The organism is Indolivaga capnocytophagoides, assembly GCF_036511535.1.
Lineage (GTDB): Bacteria > Bacteroidota > Bacteroidia > Bacteroidales > Dysgonomonadaceae > Dysgonomonas_A > Dysgonomonas_A capnocytophagoides.
The window spans coordinates 2992635-3011600 of record NZ_AP028867.1 but is presented as its reverse complement, the minus strand read 5'-3'; the positions used below and the strand labels follow the sequence as shown (position 1 = coordinate 3011600).

13 protein-coding genes are annotated in these 18966 nt (G+C 38.7%); 7 read left to right on the top strand and 6 right to left on the bottom strand.

The window, feature by feature from the left end:
* Window positions 1-134: 134 nt before the first annotated feature.
* The gene (locus AABJ51_RS12150; RefSeq protein ID WP_338372754.1) at window positions 135-440 is read left to right on the top strand and encodes a T9SS type A sorting domain-containing protein; all 306 of its coding nucleotides are present in this window, start codon (window positions 135-137) and stop codon (window positions 438-440) included.
* 24 nt (window positions 441-464) lie between these two features.
* Here AABJ51_RS12150 and murI read toward each other — a convergent pair whose 3' ends face one another.
* The 5 genes from murI to rimP all read right to left on the bottom strand — a co-directional run bounded on the left by murI (window position 465) and on the right by rimP (window position 6923).
* Complete coding sequence (gene murI, locus AABJ51_RS12145) at window positions 465-1301, bottom strand: glutamate racemase (protein WP_338372752.1); 837 nt, start codon at window positions 1299-1301, stop codon at window positions 465-467.
* 36 nt (window positions 1302-1337) lie between these two features.
* Window positions 1338-1865: an OmpH/Skp family outer membrane protein gene (locus AABJ51_RS12140; RefSeq protein WP_338372751.1), complete on the bottom strand. Its 528-nt coding sequence runs from the start codon at window positions 1863-1865 to the stop codon at window positions 1338-1340.
* Window positions 1866-2170: 305 nt separating this feature from the next.
* On the bottom strand, window positions 2171-5080 hold the full coding sequence (gene infB, locus AABJ51_RS12135; protein ID WP_338372750.1) for a translation initiation factor IF-2: 2910 nt from the start codon (window positions 5078-5080) through the stop codon (window positions 2171-2173).
* 117 nt (window positions 5081-5197) lie between these two features.
* Window positions 5198-6454, bottom strand: a complete 1257-nt coding sequence (nusA, locus tag AABJ51_RS12130; protein ID WP_026626953.1) for a transcription termination factor NusA — start codon at window positions 6452-6454, stop codon at window positions 5198-5200.
* Between the two features lies 1 nt (window position 6455).
* On the bottom strand, window positions 6456-6923 hold the full coding sequence (gene rimP, locus AABJ51_RS12125; protein ID WP_134436932.1) for a ribosome assembly cofactor RimP: 468 nt from the start codon (window positions 6921-6923) through the stop codon (window positions 6456-6458).
* A gap of 653 nt (window positions 6924-7576) precedes the next feature.
* Between rimP and porX the strand changes: the two genes are divergently transcribed.
* Both porX and tsaE read left to right on the top strand, forming a co-directional pair.
* Window positions 7577-9121 (top strand): T9SS response regulator signal transducer PorX, encoded by a 1545-nt coding sequence (gene porX, locus AABJ51_RS12120; protein ID WP_338372749.1) that lies wholly within the window; start codon window positions 7577-7579, stop codon window positions 9119-9121.
* Window positions 9122-9237: 116 nt separating this feature from the next.
* A complete protein-coding gene (tsaE, locus tag AABJ51_RS12115; protein ID WP_026626956.1) occupies window positions 9238-9651 on the top strand; it encodes a tRNA (adenosine(37)-N6)-threonylcarbamoyltransferase complex ATPase subunit type 1 TsaE in 414 nt (137 codons plus the stop codon).
* Between the two features lie 38 nt (window positions 9652-9689).
* On the opposite strand, the gene AABJ51_RS12110 is transcribed toward tsaE, so the two are convergent.
* Entirely contained in the window at window positions 9690-10952 is a 1263-nt protein-coding gene (locus tag AABJ51_RS12110) for an effector binding domain-containing protein (protein WP_338372748.1), read from the bottom strand.
* A 190-nt stretch (window positions 10953-11142) separates the two neighbouring features.
* Between AABJ51_RS12110 and AABJ51_RS12105 the strand changes: the two genes are divergently transcribed.
* The 4 genes from AABJ51_RS12105 (at window position 11143) to porW (ending at window position 18951) form a co-directional block, all read left to right on the top strand.
* Entirely contained in the window at window positions 11143-13041 is a 1899-nt protein-coding gene (locus AABJ51_RS12105; protein ID WP_338372747.1) for a YgiQ family radical SAM protein, read from the top strand.
* Between the two features lie 135 nt (window positions 13042-13176).
* Window positions 13177-14844, top strand: a complete 1668-nt coding sequence (locus AABJ51_RS12100) for a nucleoside kinase (RefSeq protein WP_026626957.1) — start codon at window positions 13177-13179, stop codon at window positions 14842-14844.
* A gap of 170 nt (window positions 14845-15014) precedes the next feature.
* Window positions 15015-15374, top strand: coding sequence for a 50S ribosomal protein L19 (gene rplS, locus AABJ51_RS12095; protein ID WP_026626959.1), 360 nt, complete (start codon window positions 15015-15017; stop codon window positions 15372-15374).
* A 133-nt stretch (window positions 15375-15507) separates the two neighbouring features.
* Window positions 15508-18951, top strand: coding sequence for a type IX secretion system periplasmic lipoprotein PorW/SprE (gene porW, locus AABJ51_RS12090; protein ID WP_338372746.1), 3444 nt, complete (start codon window positions 15508-15510; stop codon window positions 18949-18951).
* Window positions 18952-18966 lie beyond the last annotated feature (15 nt).

Genomic DNA, 18966 nt, shown 5'->3' with positions numbered 1-18966 from the left:
TTTAGAAGAAAAAAAAATAGCAGCAGGCACTTTTGTCTATAAGAATTTGTATATTTGCAAATATAAGGTCACGCACTTTTTATACTCGAGCAAATTAATGAATTCTCTCGTTTAGATTTTAAGGGATAAATATAATGAAACAACTGTACAAGATATTTTTGATTATCATTTTCACAAGTTTGCCTGTCTGGGGATTTGCCCAAAAGGGAGGTTCAGACTTTGATAATGATCGTCAGGGTATTGAAGTTGTAATAAACGGCGAGAAAGTTTCAGTACAAAGTTTACCCCAAGATGGGGTCGTTGAAGTATTTAATGTGCTAGGTTCTAAAGTGACTACATTTGTAGTGAATGGCGGTGTTTGCACCAGCCGTGTAAATCTTCCCAAAGGGTACTATATTCTTAAGTCTGACAATGTGACTAAGAAAATAGTTGTGAAATGAGTTTTCTTTACTCAAAGTAAAATATCAATCCAAGTTAATTCTTTCAGCTGTAACTTCTCTGTTCAGGAATATAGTTGCAGATTCTTTAAATTTTGCAGCCGATTCGGTTGTCAGGTATTTTGTTGTTCCTTCTTTCGAACATATTGAGTCCATCTCGGGATGTCTGTATAGATAGTCTTTCAGGCTTTCCGCGATGTATTTTCCTTGAGATATAATATTGACTTCTTTAGGAGCGTATTGTTTTATCTTGTCCAATAGTAAGGGGTAGTGAGTACAACCTAATATAAGCGTATCTATGAAGTTGTCTTTTTGTAGGATGTCATCTATTCCCTTCTTTACAAAATAGTCGGCTCCGGGCTTATTATATTCGTTGTTTTCGACTAAGGGAACCCACATAGGACAGGCATGTGAGTTGACTGTGATTTCGGGATATATCTTATGTATTTCTAAGGGATATGATTCAGATTGTATTGTACCCTGAGTACCCAGTATTCCGATATGTCCGGTCTTGGTTATCTGCCCTACCATTTCGGCAGTTGGTCTTATTATTCCCAATACTCTTTTTCGAGGATCTATCTTTGGGAGGTCGTTTTGCTGTATTGTTCTCAAAGCTTTAGCTGAGGCTGTATTACATGCTAAAATAACCAGATTACAGCCCTGTTCGAACAGCGCAAATACGGCTTGTTTGGTAAACTCATATACTATATCGAATGAACGTGATCCATAAGGAGCTCTTGAGTTGTCTCCTAAGTATATATAGTTATATTGTGGTAATAAGCTCTGTATTTCGGATAGAATAGTTAACCCTCCATATCCTGAATCAAATACCCCTATGGCTCCCGACTCTAAATTGTTTTGCATATAAAATGAAAAAAGGGGATTTATATCCCCTGTCTTTTATCGTTTGATCTGTTGCAGTCTTGATCTAACAAGAGAATTGGCATCAATAGCATCCGGTGTTATAAACGCAATGGCCGGATTAGCTGTGTCGTAAATAACAGCATATCCTTGCTCCATCCCTATTTGGCGGATAGCATCCTGCATTTTTCCTTTCAGTGGTTCTATCAGTTGTTGTTGCTGACTTTCAATATCTTCTTGCGCAACTTTCATAAAACGTGTTATGTTTTGCTCCAATTCATAAAGTTCCTGCATCCGGCGAAGTTTAATGCTTTCTGCAAGATTGTTCTGGTTGGCAAGAAAGTTTGTATATTTATTGTTGTAGTCATTCTGCATGACTGCAAGCTCGTCTTTGTATTTCTTGTTTAGCTCTTCAATAGCTTTTGTCGCTTCGGGCTTTCCCGGAACTGATTCTAACAGTTCAACCGAATTAATATAAGCCACTTTATCTGATAACTGAGCTTTAAGCTCTGTGCTATATGCTATTGTAAAAATAAATACCAGCGAAAAAATAATCTTCTTAATCATTGTCTTCAGGTTGAGGGTCATAGACCTGTTTATTATTCTTATATATTATAATAGAAACAATTAGTTATGATTAAAGATCGTTACATTAAGACTTTTCTATTCTGATTATAGAAAGAATGTATATCGGAAGAAAATGTGTGATTTAGCTGAACTTGAAGAATCTTAACCTTTAAACCTGATTGATAGCTGTGTGTTTTCGGTGGTATGGTTGGTACCACCGATTTCAAGGCATGATCGCTTGGTTACAACTATCAATTGGTTTTTTTCTTAGGTTATAGGGTACAAATATAATAAATCTTTTTTTATTACAATGTTTTCTTTACTTCTATTTCTTCAAAAGCTTCGATAATATCACCTACTTTGATGTCATTGTAGTTGTGAATATTCAATCCGCACTCATATCCGAAGGATACTTCTTTAACATCGTCTTTGAAACGTTTCAAAGAGCCCAGATCTCCTGAGTAGATCACAATACCGTCACGGATAAGTCGTATTTTATTCGAACGCTTGATTTTTCCTTCTTTGACCATACATCCGGCAACTGTTCCGACTTTAGTGATCTTGAATACTTCCCGTACTTCAACATTTGCTGTAATCTCTTCTTTGATATCCGGAGAAAGCATACCTTCCATTGCCGATGTTACTTCGTCGATCGCGTCGTAGATAATAGAATATAAACGTATTTCTACACCATCCCTCTCTGCGGCTTTTCTTGCAGCCATAGATGGGCGTACCTGAAATCCGATTACAATTGCATCTGATGCTGCTGCCAAAGTAATATCCGACTCGGAAATGGCTCCGACTGCTTTATGGATCACATTCACCTGAATTTCTTCGGTTGAAAGTCTGATCAATGAATCTGATAGAGCTTCTACAGATCCGTCCACATCACCTTTAACAATAACGTTCAACTGTTGGAAATTACCGATAGCAATACGGCGGCCTATATCGTCGAGAGTAAGTATCTTCTGGGTACGTAGACCTTGTTCACGTTGTAATTGTTCACGTTTGGTCGCAATGTCTCTTGCTTCTTGTTCTGTTTCCAGGACGTGAAAGATATCACCTGCTTGAGGTGCACCATTTAATCCGAGAATTAATGCCGGAGCAGCGGGAGCTGCGCTTTCCGAGCGTTGGTTACGCTCGTTGAACATGGCTTTCACGCGTCCGTAGTAGGTTCCTGCTAAGACAATGTCTCCTTGTTTAAGAGTTCCGTTCTGAACAAGTACTGTTGATATATATCCGCGTCCTTTATCAAGTGACGATTCAATAACCGAACCTGTTGCCCGCTTATTCGGATTCGCTTTTAAGTCTAAAAGTTCGGCTTCAAGCAATACTTTTTCAAGTAATTCATCTACGCCTAATCCTTGTTTCGCTGAAATATCTTGTGATTGATATTTTCCACCCCATTCTTCTACAAGGTAGTTCATCCCCGCAAGGGTTTCTTTTATCTTTTCGGGGTTAGCTCCCGGTTTATCTATCTTATTAATTGCAAAAACAATAGGCACGCCTGCTGCTGTTGCATGATTAATAGCTTCTCTTGTCTGAGGCATGACATTGTCGTCGGCTGCTACAATGATGATAGCGATATCGGTAACTTGTGCTCCACGAGCACGCATCGCAGTAAATGCTTCGTGACCGGGTGTATCCAGGAATGTGATACGGCGACCATCTTTCAATTTAACATTGTAGGCTCCAATATGCTGAGTGATACCTCCGGCTTCGCCAGCAATAACGTTTGTTTGGCGGATATTGTCGAGCAAAGAAGTTTTACCATGGTCAACGTGTCCCATTACTGTTACGATAGGTGCACGTGGTTCCAAATCTTCCTCCAAATCTTCTTCTTCGGATATTGCTTCTACAACTTCGGCACTCACATATTGCGTCTTAAATCCGAATTCTTCTGCAACGATATTAATAGTTTCAGCATCCAATCTTTGATTGATAGAAACCATCATACCGATACTCATACATGTTGAAATGACTTGAACAACCGGAACATTCATCATATTCGCCAGGTCATTCGCTGTAACGAACTCTGTTATTTTCAGAATTCTGCTTTCCAGTTCTTGTTGTTCCTGCTCAGCTTGTTGTTTATGAGATACGGCTTCTCTCTTTTCCTTACGGTATTTAGATCCTTTGTTTTTACCTCCTTTATTGGTCAGGCGGGCCAAAGTTTCTTTTATTTGTTTTTGTACATCTTCTTCACTAACCTCAGTTTTCAATACTGGATGTCCCGGTTTGCGTAGATGAGGTTGTTTCGATCTGTCTCTGTTTCCTGCGGGTTGTCCAGTCGGAGCTCCTTTTTCGATATCTACTTTCCCTTTTTTGATACGGGCTCTTTTCTTTTTCGAAGGATCTTCTTCTCCGGCAGTGTGAGATGCTTTTTTCTGTTCGTCTACACTTTCTTTCTTCAGTAGTTTTACAGTATTTTCTTTAACCTTCTTTGTGTCAGCCAGCTCTTTATCCATCCTTTCTTTGCGTTTTTCGGCTTTCGTCTTTTTCGCAGGACGGGTTTTGTCATTGATTGCACTAAGGTCGATAGTTCCTTTTACTACAATGTTCGATTTTAATGTCGGGCTTTTCAGTCTGAATACATCGTCATCGTTATCAGAGGTTTTCTCTTGCTTTACATCTTGTTCTGATTCAACCGGAGCTTGAGGCTCTTCTTCTGTAGTTGAATTTATGGGGGCTTCGGCAGGTTTTTCCAAAGCTACTTTTTCTGCTTCGATATTTTCTTCAACCGGAGCTACTTTTTCTTCCTGTTTATCTATCACTGATTCGGTAATAATTTCTACTTCCTTTTCCTCCTCTTGCTCTGGTTCTTCTTCCTTAGCAGGGGCAGGGATATTATGTTTAGGCTTGTTCAGGTTATCCAGATCTATTTTGTCTATTATCTGAATATGAGGTTTTATATCTTCAGGGATTTCAACTTTGAATTCTTCAGGTTCTTCGTTAACTGCTGTTTGATTTTCAGTCTGTAGTTGTTCCTGTTGAGCTTCTTTTCTTTTCTCCTTCTGAAGTTCTTTATTTCTGTCCGATGCCAGTTTTATTTTCTTATCCTTGCCAAATTCTGCTATAAGCAGATCGTATTGTTCATCTTCAATCTTTGTATTCGGATTTGCCTCAATGGTAAAGCCTTTCTTCTGCAGGAATTCAACAAGGCTGCTGATTCCTACATTCAAATCTTTTGAAACTTTTATTAATCTTATAGACATACGTTTTTTTTAAGTCATGAAATATGAACAGGATGAAAAGGATAGGTTTCTTACTTCTGTCAATATTCTGTATATTGTACAAAAGTATTAAGAAATCATAGAAATACCAAATAAGTATTATTCTTCGTCCTGAAACTCGGCACTCAGGATAGCAAATAGCTCGTTCACTGTGTCATCTTCCAAATCGGCGTCTTTGGCGACTGTTTCTTTGTCTGCAGCCAAAACGTTTTTCGCAGTGATGTATCCTACCTTTTTCAATTGTTCGATTACCCATTCGTCAATTTCGTCACGGAATTCATCTAAGTAGATGTCTTCTTCGTCAAAATCGTCAATATCACGATATACATCAATAGTAAAGCCTGTTAGCATACCTGCCAGTTTAATATTGAGTCCGCCTTTACCGATAGCCAGAGAAACTTCTTCGGGGCGAAGAAATACTTCGGCTCTCTTTTCCTCTTCATTTAGTTTTATCGAGGTGATTTTAGCAGGACTCAAAGCACGCTGTATATACAGGTTCATGTTTGAGGTATAATTGATTATATCGATGTTTTCGTTTCTCAATTCACGTACAATACCGTGTATACGTGATCCTTTCATACCCACGCAGGCTCCTACGGGATCAATGCGGTCATCGTATGATTCAACAGCTACTTTGGCGCGTTCTCCGGGGATACGTGCAATCTTTTTGATGGTTATAAGTCCATCGTTGATTTCAGGTACTTCCAGTTCAAACAGTCTTTCCAAAAAGACTGGAGATGTACGAGAAAGAATAATTTTGGGATTATTGTTTTTGTTGTCTACACGTTCAACAACAGCTCTCACATGCTCTCCTTTTCTGAAAAAGTCGCTAGGTATCTGCTCTGTTTTTGGTAAAAGCAGTTCTTCTTTTTCGTCATCTAAAAGCAGGATCTCTTTTTTCCAGATTTGGTAAACTTCTCCGGATACAATTTCTCCGATTTTTTCTTTGTACTTATTGTAGAGTGTATCTTTTTGAAGTTCAAGGATTTTTGAAGCTAGAGTCTGACGTAGATTCAGGATCGCACGGCGACCGAAATCTTCGAAAAATACTTCGTCTGTCACATCTTCTCCGACTTCGAAATCTTCGTCTATTTTTTTGGCATCAGTTAGTGATATTTCGGTGTTCGGATCTTCCAGTTCTTCATCTTCAACGATGGTACGGTTGCGCCATATTTCAAGGTCTCCTTTGTCGGGGTTGATGATGACATCGTAGTTTTCGTCTGTTCCGAACATTTTAGCGATAACGTTACGGAATGAGTCCTCAAGCACACTTATCATTGTCATACGGTCGATACTTTTCAGTTCCTTAAATTCCGAAAAGGTATCAATCATGTTTATAACTTCTTTCTTAGCCATGTTATTTGAATCTGATTAGATATTTTGTATATTTTACTTCGTCATAACCAAAGGTGAGGTCTTCCTCTACTGCAATTTTGCGTTTTGCACCTTCGGGTTTTTCCATCTTAGAGATTGTAACGATAAAAGATGAATCGTTGGAGTCTTTAAGCACCCCGGTCAATTTCTTTCCGTCTTTTGTCAATACTTCAACTTCGTTACCTATATTTTTTTCGTACTGCTTTTGTATTTTGAAAGGAGATGTAATTCCTGCCGAGCCTACTTCTAACTCGAAATCTTCCACATCACGGTCGAAGTGAGATTCTATTTCTTTGCTCAGTTTGATGCATTCATCTATGCTCACCCCGTCTTTGCTGTCTATTTCAACAACAATGAGATTGCCTGGTCTGACAGTTACATCAACCAGAAATATATCAGACTGCAATAGATGCTCGTCTACTATGTCCTTTATTTGCGATTTGTCTATCATTTTCTTATCTAATGAACAAAAAAGAGAAAGCACACAGCCTTCTCCTCTCTTTAATTTCGATGCAAATATAGTAAAAAAAATATTTGTATCAAAATTAAAACCTGTTAATAATGTGAGAATGAGTTGCCGATGGCAAATCAAATCTTTGCCTAAAAGGTAACAAAAGTTACACCGAATCAGTCAACAGTGATCTGTTATCAATTTTGAATTTCAAAAAGGTTACAAAGGTAACACTGTTTATGTACGCTTTTAATCGTTGGTTTTATAATCTATTTTATTGTCTGTTGCTTTGTTGTTGCTGTAAATTTGATTTTTAATCCTTAAAAGGTAACAAAAGTTACAGCTTTTATGCATCCTTTCAAATGTTGTTTCTTTCTATTCTGTTATTTATTGATTTCAAAGAACGCTTTATAAACAAGAGATGCTTCACCGCCTTGTCAGTATAGATAAAAAACGAATAAAGAGAGTGGTATTCGTATAAATCACTAACTTTGGTCTTGAATTAAGCTTATTAAGTAACAGTTAGTATTTAATGTCGTATTTCAATGCAATAACAGGCTGTTGTTATACTTGAATGGATAAATAATATTCGACGATGCGGATGTGAGCCAATAAAAAGGTCTGAGACCTTAAACCTTCTTATATATGATAATATGAAAAAATACCGAATACTTTGGGCCGATGATGAAATAGAATTGCTCAGGCCTCATGTGTTTTTTCTTGAAGATAAGGGATATGAAATAGTAACTGTGAATAGCGGTCAGGATGCTTTGGATTGGTGCTCTGCTGAGAGTTTTGATTTGGTGTTTCTGGATGAAAATATGCCCGGTCTTACAGGGCTGCAGACTTTGAGCAAGATCAAAGAAATAGATCCGAATATTCCGGTGATAATGATTACTAAGAGCGAGGATGAAGGCATAATGACAGATGCCATCGGTAAAAAAATAGCCGATTACCTTATAAAACCAGTTAATCCAAACCAGATTCTATCGTCTATAAAGAAAAACCTGCATAAAAATGATATAGTTTCTGAAGCCACAGTCGAAGGCTACAGGGAGGAGTTTAACAAGATAGGAGCTCAGATCGGTTTTGCTGATTCTTTTGACGAATGGTCGGATGTGTATCGTAAGCTTGTCTTTTGGGAATTGGAGCTGACAGCAACTCAAAACCCTTTGCTTGATCTGATTATTGCACAGAAGCAGGATGCCAATAATTCTTTTCTGAAATTCGTGAAGAAGAATTATGAGTCGTGGGTGCATGATGCAGAACACCGTCCGTTGATTAGTCCTGACTTGTTCAAGAAGAAACTGTTTCCGCTGCTCGATAACGGAGAGAAGATTTTCTTTGTTCTGATCGATAATTTTCGTCTTGATCAATGGCTGGCAATTAAAGATATGCTGGCTCCCGATTTTACGATCGAAGAAGATATGTATATGTCGATACTGCCTACGGCTACTCAGTATGCCCGCAACTCTATATTTTCAGGTTTGATGCCTTTGCAGATATCGGAAATGTATCCTGATTTATGGGTGGAAGATACGGAAGACGAGGGTAAAAATCTCAATGAAGAAGCTTTTATTAAAGCACAGATAGATCGATTCCGAAAGAATTATTCATTTTCTTATAATAAGATACATACATCGTCATACGGCAGTAAATTGGTACAGAATCTCAATACTCTGCAGAATAACCAATTGAACGTAATTGTTGTAAATTTTGTGGATATGCTTTCGCATGCCCGGACTGATTCTCAGATGATACGCGAACTTGCTGCCAGCGAGGCTGCTTACCGTTCGCTTACCCGTTCGTGGTTCCGGCATTCGAGTACGAGTGATTTGTTTAAGAAGATTGCCGATATGGGGTATAAGATAATTTTAACAACGGATCATGGAACAATCAGGGTGAAAAATCCGTTAAAGGTTATCGGCGATAAGCAAACCAACTCGAACCTGAGGTATAAGGTTGGGAAGAATCTCGATTATAATTATAAGAAAGTATACGAATCCCGTAATCCTTCGCAGATCGGGTTGCCATCACCTAATATAAGCAGTAAGTATATTTTTGCGCAGAATGATGATTTTTTCGCTTATCCTAATAATTACAATTATTATGTGTCGTATTATATCGATACATTCCAACATGGAGGAATTTCTTTGGAGGAAATGCTGATACCATTGGTTACGCTGAATCCGAAGTGAGATTAAATAGGAATTATTTTAGTCTTTAATGATATACTTTGGGTTGTATTGAGTTTATATTATAGTATTTACCGAAATAATAAATAGGTCTGAGACCTTAATCTATAGATAGATATATGGAGATAAAGATAAAGTCGCTGGAAACTATAAATGATGCGGCAACAGAATTTGTCAAACAAATGGGAGATAATACCGTATTCGCTTTTCATGGTGAAATGGGAGCCGGTAAAACTACTTTTATAAAAGCCATTTGTGAAAAATTGGGAGTGGAGGATGTAATAAACAGTCCTACTTTTGCTATCGTGAATGAGTATCGTTCGGGTACGGGCGAGTTGATTTATCATTTCGATTTTTACCGCATTAAAAATGAGTCGGAAGCTTTTGATTTCGGCTATGAAGACTACTTCTATAGTGGTAGTATCTGTTTTGTCGAATGGCCGGAGTTAGTGGAGTCTCTACTGCCTCACGATACGGTGAATGTGTATATAAAAGAGGAGGCGAATGGCGAGCGTTCCGTTTCCGTACAATGATATAAAAGGGCAGCCCGAACAGCTGCCCTTTTTGTTGGTTATTTAACCCCAATCATAATATCGAAGCTCAGTTCGTCTCCGAAGAACTGACTGGCAGGATAGTATTCAAAGTCTGTGCTGTACTCTCTGTTCAGGTCTGTTTGCCATATCTCCATCCATTTGTTGAAAATGATATTTTCCGACAGTTTTCCTTGACCTGTAAACTTCTCGTAGTTTCCTCCGCATACTTTCACTGCGTGCATGCCTTCGGGAATCTGGTCAATGCTGCTTACTTTTAGACCGATAGTAAGAGTGTATGGTTGGGTACAATCTCCATCATAATCGGAGTACACTCCATATACATCCGCATTTATTTTATTGGGTATTGTTTCATGGATATTTTCTGCTGAGAAGCGTTTCCATAGCGCAGGTATATCTTTTTCACCTCTTCCCGGTTCGTTGGATGTGCGGACAAATATTCCTATAACATAAAATTCTTCTATTTTCATACTTTTGCTTTTATGGGTTGATTTACTGTTGTGATTGCGCATCTCACTGTTTGATATTGCAAAGGTATCAGAGGATTGTGACATCGGTGTGTCAAGGGTTGAAGAGTATCTAAAATATTTTTGCTTACATTCTTCGAAATAATCTTGAAGATTGAATTTGTGAGGGGTAAAAAGGTCTCCTGATTCTATCAGAGAGCTGATTCTGTCGAGTCGGAAAGCTCTGATCTCATTTCTCAGACGGCAATGAGCTATAAGTACCCAATTACCTTGCGTATTGTATAATGCTAGAGATTCGATTGAACGTTGGGTTTGTTCTCCGCTTTCCGATATGTACTTTATCTGTATCGTTCTGAAATTGGTTATTGCCGACTGAATAATGGTAAGATTGCGGCTTGTCTGATTATACCAATGGTTATTGCGGACTTGTATACGGTCGGACAGGAGTTCGGTTTTGTCTTTGACGCTGTATCTCATTGTTGCTTTTATTTTAGATATAGCGTCAGTATAACTTTTGCGAAATGATTCATCGCTGTTCACTGCAACTATTTTTTCTGCGGTGATTAGGGCATTGGCTTCCGCTTCGGTAAATGAAATCGGAGATAGAAGATAACCTTGCAGGAGCGAATAACCTTTTCCTTCTTCGGTAACAATAGGTATACCGGCTTCTTCCAGAACACGTATGTCCCGATAAGCTGTGCGTGTGCTTATCCCGAATTTATTGGCAATTATTTGGGCTGTTATAATCTTTTTCGATTGTAATAGTGTTAATATAGATGCAAGACGGGCAATTCGGGATAGGTCGGAGTGTTCCATGAGGCGTATAAATATTTTATATTACAAGTATACAAAACTTATTTGTGTATTAGCAAAGAATTTTACAAGGATACGAGTGGATATACATTTTCAAGTTATAACAAGTTCAGAGTGTTATACTTGTCAAAGCTATAAATAGGTCTGCGACCTTAAATGCTTTCTGTTACATAATAACTATCTTTGCACCACAATGAGAGATTATAAACTGACAGATTGGTTGCCTACAACCAAGAAAGAAATAGAATTGAGAGGATGGGATGATGTAGATGTCATTCTTTTCTCGGGTGATGCCTATATTGATCATCCCGCTTTCGGTGCGGCAGTAGTCGGGCGGATATTGGAAAGCGAAGGACTAAAAGTGGCGATTATACCGCAGCCTAACTGGCGTGACGATTTACGGGATTTCCGTAAATTGGGAAAACCCCGTTTATTCTTTGGTGTTTCGGCCGGAGCAATGGATTCGATGATTAACCATTATACGGCCAATAAACGTTTGAGATCCGATGATGCTTATACTCCGGATAGTCGTGCAGGTATGCGCCCTGATCGTCCGTCCGTTGTATATACAAAAATATTAAAAGAACTATATCCTGATGTTCCCGTTGTTTTGGGTGGAATAGAGGCTTCATTAAGACGGGTTACCCATTATGATTATTGGGACGATGAATTGAAGAGGTCAATACTTTTTGATTCGGGAGCAGACCTGCTTGTATATGGGATGGGCGAACAACCACTAAGGGAGGTTGTACATCGTCTGAAAGAGGGACAGGCTATTTCAGAAATGACCGATGTGAAACAGGTGGCTTATCTTTCTACCGAATTTCAGAAAGAAGAAAAAGATATAGAGTTGTTTTCTCACGAGGAGTGTTTGTCGGATAAACTCAAACAAGCCAAAAACTTCAAAGTTGTAGAGGAACAATCAAATATGATGAAGGCTGCACGTATCGTGCAAAAGGCAGGACGGGAGTATGTGGTTATCAACCCCCCGTATCCTCCGATGACCGAAACGGAAATCGATACATCTTTCGATTTGCCTTATACCCGTTTGCCCCATCCGAAATATAAGGATAAGACGATTCCCGCATTCGAAATGATAAAATTTTCGGTAAATATGCACCGTGGCTGTTTCGGTGGTTGTGCTTTCTGTACTATTTCGGCTCATCAGGGTAAGTTTGTAGCTTCACGCTCCAAGGAATCGATTATAAACGAGGTTAAACAAATTACCGAGATGCCCGACTTTAAAGGTTATCTGAGTGATTTAGGCGGACCTTCGGCTAATATGTACCGGATGAAGGGAAAAGATCAGTCAGTTTGTGAAAAATGTAGGCGTCCATCGTGTATTCACCCTCGTATTTGTAAAAATCTGAATACAGATCATTCGGCTTTATTGGATATTTATCGTTCGGTAGATGCGTTACCCGGAATTAAAAAATCATTTGTCGGAAGCGGAATCCGTTACGATGTTTTGCTTCACCGATCAGCCGATGAAAAGATAAATAAGGTGACTGATGAATACACTCAGGAATTGATAAAGAATCATGTGTCCGGAAGATTGAAAGTTGCGCCGGAACATACATCGGATACTGTTTTGAACTATATGCGTAAGCCAAGTTTCGAGCAGTTTTATGAGTTTAAGCGTGTTTTTGATAAGGTAAATGCTGATTATGGAATGAAGCAGCAGATTATTCCTTACTTTATTTCATCTCATCCGGGATGTGATGAGGTGGATATGGCTGAATTAGCGGTGAAAACAAAACCGCTTGGCTTTAACCTTGAACAGGTGCAGGACTTTACTCCGTCCCCCATGACATTGGCTACCGAAATATATTACACAGGTTATCACCCGTATACTCTCGAAAAAATATATACCCCTAAGACAAAGGACCAAAAGCTGGCTCAGCGTAAATATTTCTTTTGGTACAATAACGATTATAAGCCGGACATTATAAAGTCTCTAAGGCGATTGAAACGTGAAGATTTACTGAATAAACTATATCCTGCAGGATTAGGTAGCGGAGGTGGAAATAATAGCAGGTCTCAAATGCCGAAGAGTTATAATCCTAATTTTAATAAAAAAGGAAGACGGTAAAAAAATCTAAAAAAACACAAACGAACTGAAAGTTCCTTAATAAGATAATCCATACGTTTGGCTTTCCGTTTATTTAAGATTTATCTTAGCAGATATTAATAAAATAGGTCTGAGACCTTAACAACATCTATGAATATGATCCAAACTGTAAAAGTTTTTTGCAAAAATAACAATCAGTATTATGATGTCCCGATGGGAACATCTTTAGTTGAGATTTTAAAGACAACAGGTATCGAAAAGCCTTTTCTGATTGTCAACTGTAAAGTAAATAATAAGACGGAGTCCCTGAATTATCAGGTGTATCAGCCTAAGAATATAGAATATATCGACATCAGTGAATCATCAGGAATGAGAACCTATGTAAGATCGCTTTGTTTTATTCTGGCAAAAGCTGTGTCGAATGTATTCCCTCAGGCGCAAATGAGTATTGAGCATCCTATTGCGAAAGGTTATTATGGAGTTATAAAAGGGAAAAAGTCGCTGACTGAGTCCGATATTGCGAAGATTAAATTGGAGATAGACCGTCTGATTGCCGAAGATCTACCCTTTGAAGCTTTGGAAGCTGAAACAAAAGAGGTAGTTGAGCTGTTCCGCCAGCATTATTTCGAAGATAAGGCATTACTCCTTGAAACATCCGACATGTTATATTCTAAATATTATCGTTTGGGTAATTATGTCGATTATTTTTACGGATGCCTTGTGCCTTCTACCAAATATATCTTTTTATATGAGCTGGAACCGTATATGGAAGGATTTATGCTCCGTGTTCCGAATAGAGATAATCCGGTAGAACTCGAGCCTGCCATTCAACAACCCAAGATGCAGCAGGTCTTTAATAAGCATTTGACCTTTCTGAATATCATAGGGTTGGATAATGTCGGCGATTTGAACAAAGCTAACCGTACAGGACGCATGTCTGACGTGGTAAAAGTTTCGGAAGCTTTGCAGGAGAAATCCATTTCGGATATAGCAACTCAAATTGCAGAAAAATTTGATGAAGGAGTAAGGATTGTTTTGATTTCAGGACCTTCGTCTTCAGGTAAGACTACTTTCCGAAAAAGGCTCGAGGTACAGTTGATGGTAAACCTGATCAAGCCTGTAGGGATTTCCCTTGATGATTACTTTGTAAACAGAATTGATACACCGAAAGACGAGAATGGCGAGTATGATTATGAGTCTCTTTATTCTCTCGATTTGAAGCAGTTTAATGAGGACATGGCGAGATTGCTCAAAGGGGACAAGGTGGCTATGCCTACATATAATTTTACAACCGGGCAAAGAGAGTATAAAGGCAATGAACTACAAATAGATAAGCATACAGTATTGGTTATCGAAGGAATACACGGATTGAATCCCGAATTGACAAGCCGTATTCCGGATAAGAGCAAATTCTTGATTTATGTTTCGGCTCTTACTGCTATCTCTTTGGATAATCACAACTGGATACCAACAACTGACAATCGATTGATCCGCCGTTTGATAAGGGATTATAAATACCGTAATTATTCGGCGATAGATACAATCTCCCGCTGGAATAGTGTGAGAAAAGGAGAGGATAAGTGGATATTCCCCTATCAGGAAAATGCAGATGTAATGTTCAATTCGGCTATAATATATGAGTTGGCAGCCTTACGTAAATATGCAGAACCTATATTAATGCAGGTTCCGAAGTCGGCACCCGAATATGCAGAAGCATACCGTATCATGAAATTTCTGAACTATTTCAATTATATAAACGACAGGGAAATGCCGCCCACATCGTTGTTAAGGGAATTTTTGGGAGGAAGCAGCTTTAAGTACTAACAGTGTTTGTTGCGTCAGCCAAAACAATAAAACGGTCTGTGACCGAAAAAGCAGCTAAGTATTTGTCAATTATAATAATTGTTCTTATTTTTGCAACCGCTTTGCGTAATCTCTGACGGGACGGTCTCGTGAATATTACGTATTGTTGTACAACAAAGCTATTAATAATCATGGATTTAATTAAGATTGCAGAACAAGCATTTGCTACAGGGAAAGAACATCCCAAATTTAAAAGTGGTGACACTGTTACAGTAGCATATCGCATCAAAGAAGGTAACAAAGAGCGTGTACAGTTGTATCGTGGTGTTGTTATCAAAATCGCCGGACACGGTGATAAAAAACGCTTTACTGTACGTAAAATGTCAGACAATATCGGTGTAGAAAGAATTTTTCCGCTTGAGTCTCCATTTATCGACAGCATTACTGTAAATAAAGTTGGTAAAGTTCGTAGAGCTAAATTGTACTACCTTCGTGCACTTACAGGTAAAAAAGCAAGAATTAAAGAAAAGAGAGTGGCTGTTGCTAAATAATCTTTTCTCATTTCATAAGAAAGCACTTCTACTTCGGTTGAGGTGCTTTTTTATTGGGGTGAAGTCATTTATTGGCTCACTATGATTATATTTGCGACTGATTCATTGATTATGAAATTAGGGTAGTTTCAGATTGAAATATAAAGTTCTCATATTGGCAGGGGCCATATTTATTCTTGTATCGGGATGTTCTTCTAAAAAGAATACCCGTACTACCCGTGCATACCATGAGATAAACACCCGTTACAATATTTATTTCAATGCCGAAGAGGCATATAAAGAAAAGCTTGACGAAAAGCAGAAGGGGTATAAAGATAATATGTCTTTGCTGCTCGATATTTACCCTGCCCGTGATGTAGATGAATTGAAGGAGAAAACCGGAGGTGCATTTGATATAACGGTCGATAAAACAACGAAAGCAATAAAACTGCATTCTATTAAAACAAAGCCCGAACGGGATCCTGCAAAACGGAAAGATATTGAATATCAGACATGGCTCAAGCAACAGGAATTTAACCCTTTCCTGAAAAATGTGTGGATGCTGTTGGGCAAGGCGGAGTATCAAAACGAAGATTACCTGCAATCCGTTTCTACTCTGTCGTATGTAACCCGCTTATATAAAACAGATAAAGACATCGTCGACGAAGCCCGTATCTGGATTGCTCGCGGATATACCGCTATGGGGTGGTTTTATGAGGCGGAAGATACTTTCCATAAAATAAAGATCAGCGGTGGTATATCCTCACACCTTCAGCCGGAATATGATGCTGCATATGCTGATTACCTGATCAAGAAGAAAGAATACTCTTCGGCTATACCTTATCTCGAGAAATCGATTGACAGCGAACCAAACAGGTATCAGCGAACACGCATGAAATATTTACTGGGACAGCTATATGCGCAGCAGGGAGACAAGGTAAAAGCATACGAGGCTTTCGATAAGGTTATGGGGATGAATACACCTTACGAATTTACCTTCAATGCAAAAATACAACAGGCAGGTCTGGCGGATGCTTCAAATCGGAAAGAAGTTCTCGGCGGGCTTGATAAAATGACCCGTAATCCGAAAAACAAAGAATACCTTGATCAGATTTATTTTGCGATAGGAAATGTATTTCTCAATCAGCAAGATACTGTTACTGCTGCCGAGAATTATCGGAAGGCTATAGAAAAAAGTACAAGAGGAGGGTATGATAAGGCTATAAATCAAGTACAGCTTGGCGATATTTATTTTAATCAGAAAGATTATGTTAGAGCTCAGCCTTGCTATTCGGAAGCATTGACCGGGCTAAGTAAGAAGCATTCGGAGTATCCGAGGGTTTCTTTACGTTCCGAAGTACTGGACGAATTAGTTGTGTACGTGAAAGCTGTTCATTTGCAGGATAGTCTGCAAGTCTTATCACGCATGTCGGATGCAGAACGATTGTCTGCTATAAATAAAATTATTTCCGAGCAGAAAAAAGCAGATGAAAAGGAACGTAAGGCTGCCGAGCGGGAAAATAGGGTTCAGACCAATGATGGTAATCCCAATGAACCTTTATTTAAACAAAATACACCTAATATCCCACAAAATCAGCCTTCAATAAACAATTCGGGAGGATCGTCTTTTTATTTTTATAATAAAGAAATGGTCAACTCGGGAAAAGCTGCGTTTAAGCAACGATGGGGTACCCGAAAGCTCGAAGATGACTGGAGAAGACGAGAAAAGCAGATAGCTGTTTTTGAGGATAATGACCGCACTCCGATTGATGGACTGGAGGAACAGAAGTCTATTGCAGAAAATGGGATCCCCGATAAATATAATCCTGATTTTTACCTGAAGCAGATTCCCCTGACCTCCGAGGCTTTAAAGGCTTCCGATGATATTATCGAAGATGCTTTTTTCAATATGGGTAAGATATATAATGAAAAGCTTGGTGATTACCATTTAGCTATTGATGCTTTTGAAACCGATTTGAGACGTTTTCCGTCATCGCCTAATATGGAGGAAATATATTATCAGCTATTTCTTATTTATCTGCGTCTGGGAAATCATGAAATGACTGCTCAATATCGGAATTTATTGCTGGGAGGATTTCCGAAAAGTATATATGCAAAGGCTCTGGCCGATCCAGACTATGAATGGAATACACGTAATATGCACCAGCTGGAAACAGGTTTGTATGATCAGACCTATCAGCTGTATCTGTCCGGTAATATTACACAGGTGAGAGCAAACTATGATACGATGAAGGAAAAATATCCTTTATCTGTACTTATTCCGAAATTTATGTTTCTGAATGCTTTGACGTATGCTCAATCCAATGATTCGGAAAAATTTAAGTCTGAACTGAAAAGTCTGATCGAGAAATATCCGAAAGAAGATGTGGCAGAATTAGCAACTGCAATGCTTAAAGAAGCTGTTGGAGGACGGGCGCTTGCCTCAGAATCTTCTCCGATGAGGGGAATGATATGGAATTTGAAACTGGGTGACAACAAAGACGGAGAAGAGGTTGCCGGATTAGACTTTGTTGCGAAATCCGATGCCGAATTTATGTTGGTATTCCTTTTCCAATCGAAGACTGTAGACAAGAATCGGTTGATATATGATGTAGCAAGCTATAATTTCTCGAAGTTTGTTTACCAGACTTTCGATCTATCTTTTAGTGTAGCCGGTTCACTCGAAGTGCTTCAGGTGAAAGGCTTTAAATCTTTTGACGATATAATATCGTATATTGATATGGCATTTGAAAAGAATTCGTTGATGGATGATCTTGATCCTTCTATTATTCCTATTCCTATTTCGACCGATAACTATATTGCCCTGATGAACGGAAAGACCCTGAATGAATACTTCTTATTCTTCGAAAAGAATTATACAAAAGAGATGATTCCTTTGATCATGTATTGGAATAAGCAGAGACAAAAAGCCGTAGCAGAGCCTGAAGTTGAAGATGTAAAGGAAGTCGTTACACCTCAAGTACAACCTGAGAGACAAGAGGAGATACCTCCTATTGTACCTGTTTCTCCTCGTAGGCAGCCTGAACAGAAAGTAGAAGAAACAAATGGCAGGACTATTGGAATCGGGGATATTCTGGATGAAAATCAGATTGAAAAAGCTGATGAAGTGATCAATAAGGCAAAAGAAATCTTCGATAATCCTGTTGAGGGCTTGAAGAACTTGCTTAACTCATCAAAGGATAAGGTTAAATTGACGAAAGAAGAAAAAGCAGCACAGAAGGAAGAAAACAGAAAACGCAAAGAAGAAGAACGCCGTGATAAAGCTGCCGAAAAAGCACGTATAAAGAAAGCGGAAGACATTGAGGCTGCGCGTCAGGATTCGATTGATACAGTAGAGCGTGCTCAAGCCGATGCGATAAAGGCTGCAAAACAAGCCGAAAGCAATAAAAAGAAAAATGCAGTAAAAGAGAAAGAAGATGCCCGTAAACAGCGTCAGAGAGAGCTGAAAGAAAAAGAACGGTTACGAAAGGAACAATTGAAGCAACGGGAGAAAGATAGAAAAGAATTGCTGAAGCAGAGAGAGAAAGAGCGAAAAGAGCGATTGAAGGACCGTCAGCGTTCTTCCAGCAAATCTTAGTAGGTATCAAACAAT

Bases quoted from the DNA above. Each gene is read 5' to 3' on its own strand.
- AABJ51_RS12100 (WP_026626957.1), top strand. From the start codon at position 13,177: ATGATCCAAACTGTAAAAGTTTTTTGCAAAAATAACAATCAGTATTAT.
- tsaE (WP_026626956.1), top strand. From the start codon at position 9,238: ATGGAGATAAAGATAAAGTCGCTGGAAACTATAAATGATGCGGCAACA.
- murI (WP_338372752.1), bottom strand. From the start codon at position 1,301: ATGCAAAACAATTTAGAGTCGGGAGCCATAGGGGTATTTGATTCAGGA.
- infB (WP_338372750.1), bottom strand. From the start codon at position 5,080: ATGTCTATAAGATTAATAAAAGTTTCAAAAGATTTGAATGTAGGAATC.
- AABJ51_RS12140 (WP_338372751.1), bottom strand. From the start codon at position 1,865: ATGATTAAGAAGATTATTTTTTCGCTGGTATTTATTTTTACAATAGCA.
- rplS (WP_026626959.1), top strand. From the start codon at position 15,015: ATGGATTTAATTAAGATTGCAGAACAAGCATTTGCTACAGGGAAAGAA.
- AABJ51_RS12105 (WP_338372747.1), top strand. From the start codon at position 11,143: ATGAGAGATTATAAACTGACAGATTGGTTGCCTACAACCAAGAAAGAA.
- AABJ51_RS12110 (WP_338372748.1), bottom strand. From the start codon at position 10,952: ATGGAACACTCCGACCTATCCCGAATTGCCCGTCTTGCATCTATATTA.
- porX (WP_338372749.1), top strand. From the start codon at position 7,577: ATGAAAAAATACCGAATACTTTGGGCCGATGATGAAATAGAATTGCTC.
- AABJ51_RS12150 (WP_338372754.1), top strand. From the start codon at position 135: ATGAAACAACTGTACAAGATATTTTTGATTATCATTTTCACAAGTTTG.
- rimP (WP_134436932.1), bottom strand. From the start codon at position 6,923: ATGATAGACAAATCGCAAATAAAGGACATAGTAGACGAGCATCTATTG.
- nusA (WP_026626953.1), bottom strand. From the start codon at position 6,454: ATGGCTAAGAAAGAAGTTATAAACATGATTGATACCTTTTCGGAATTT.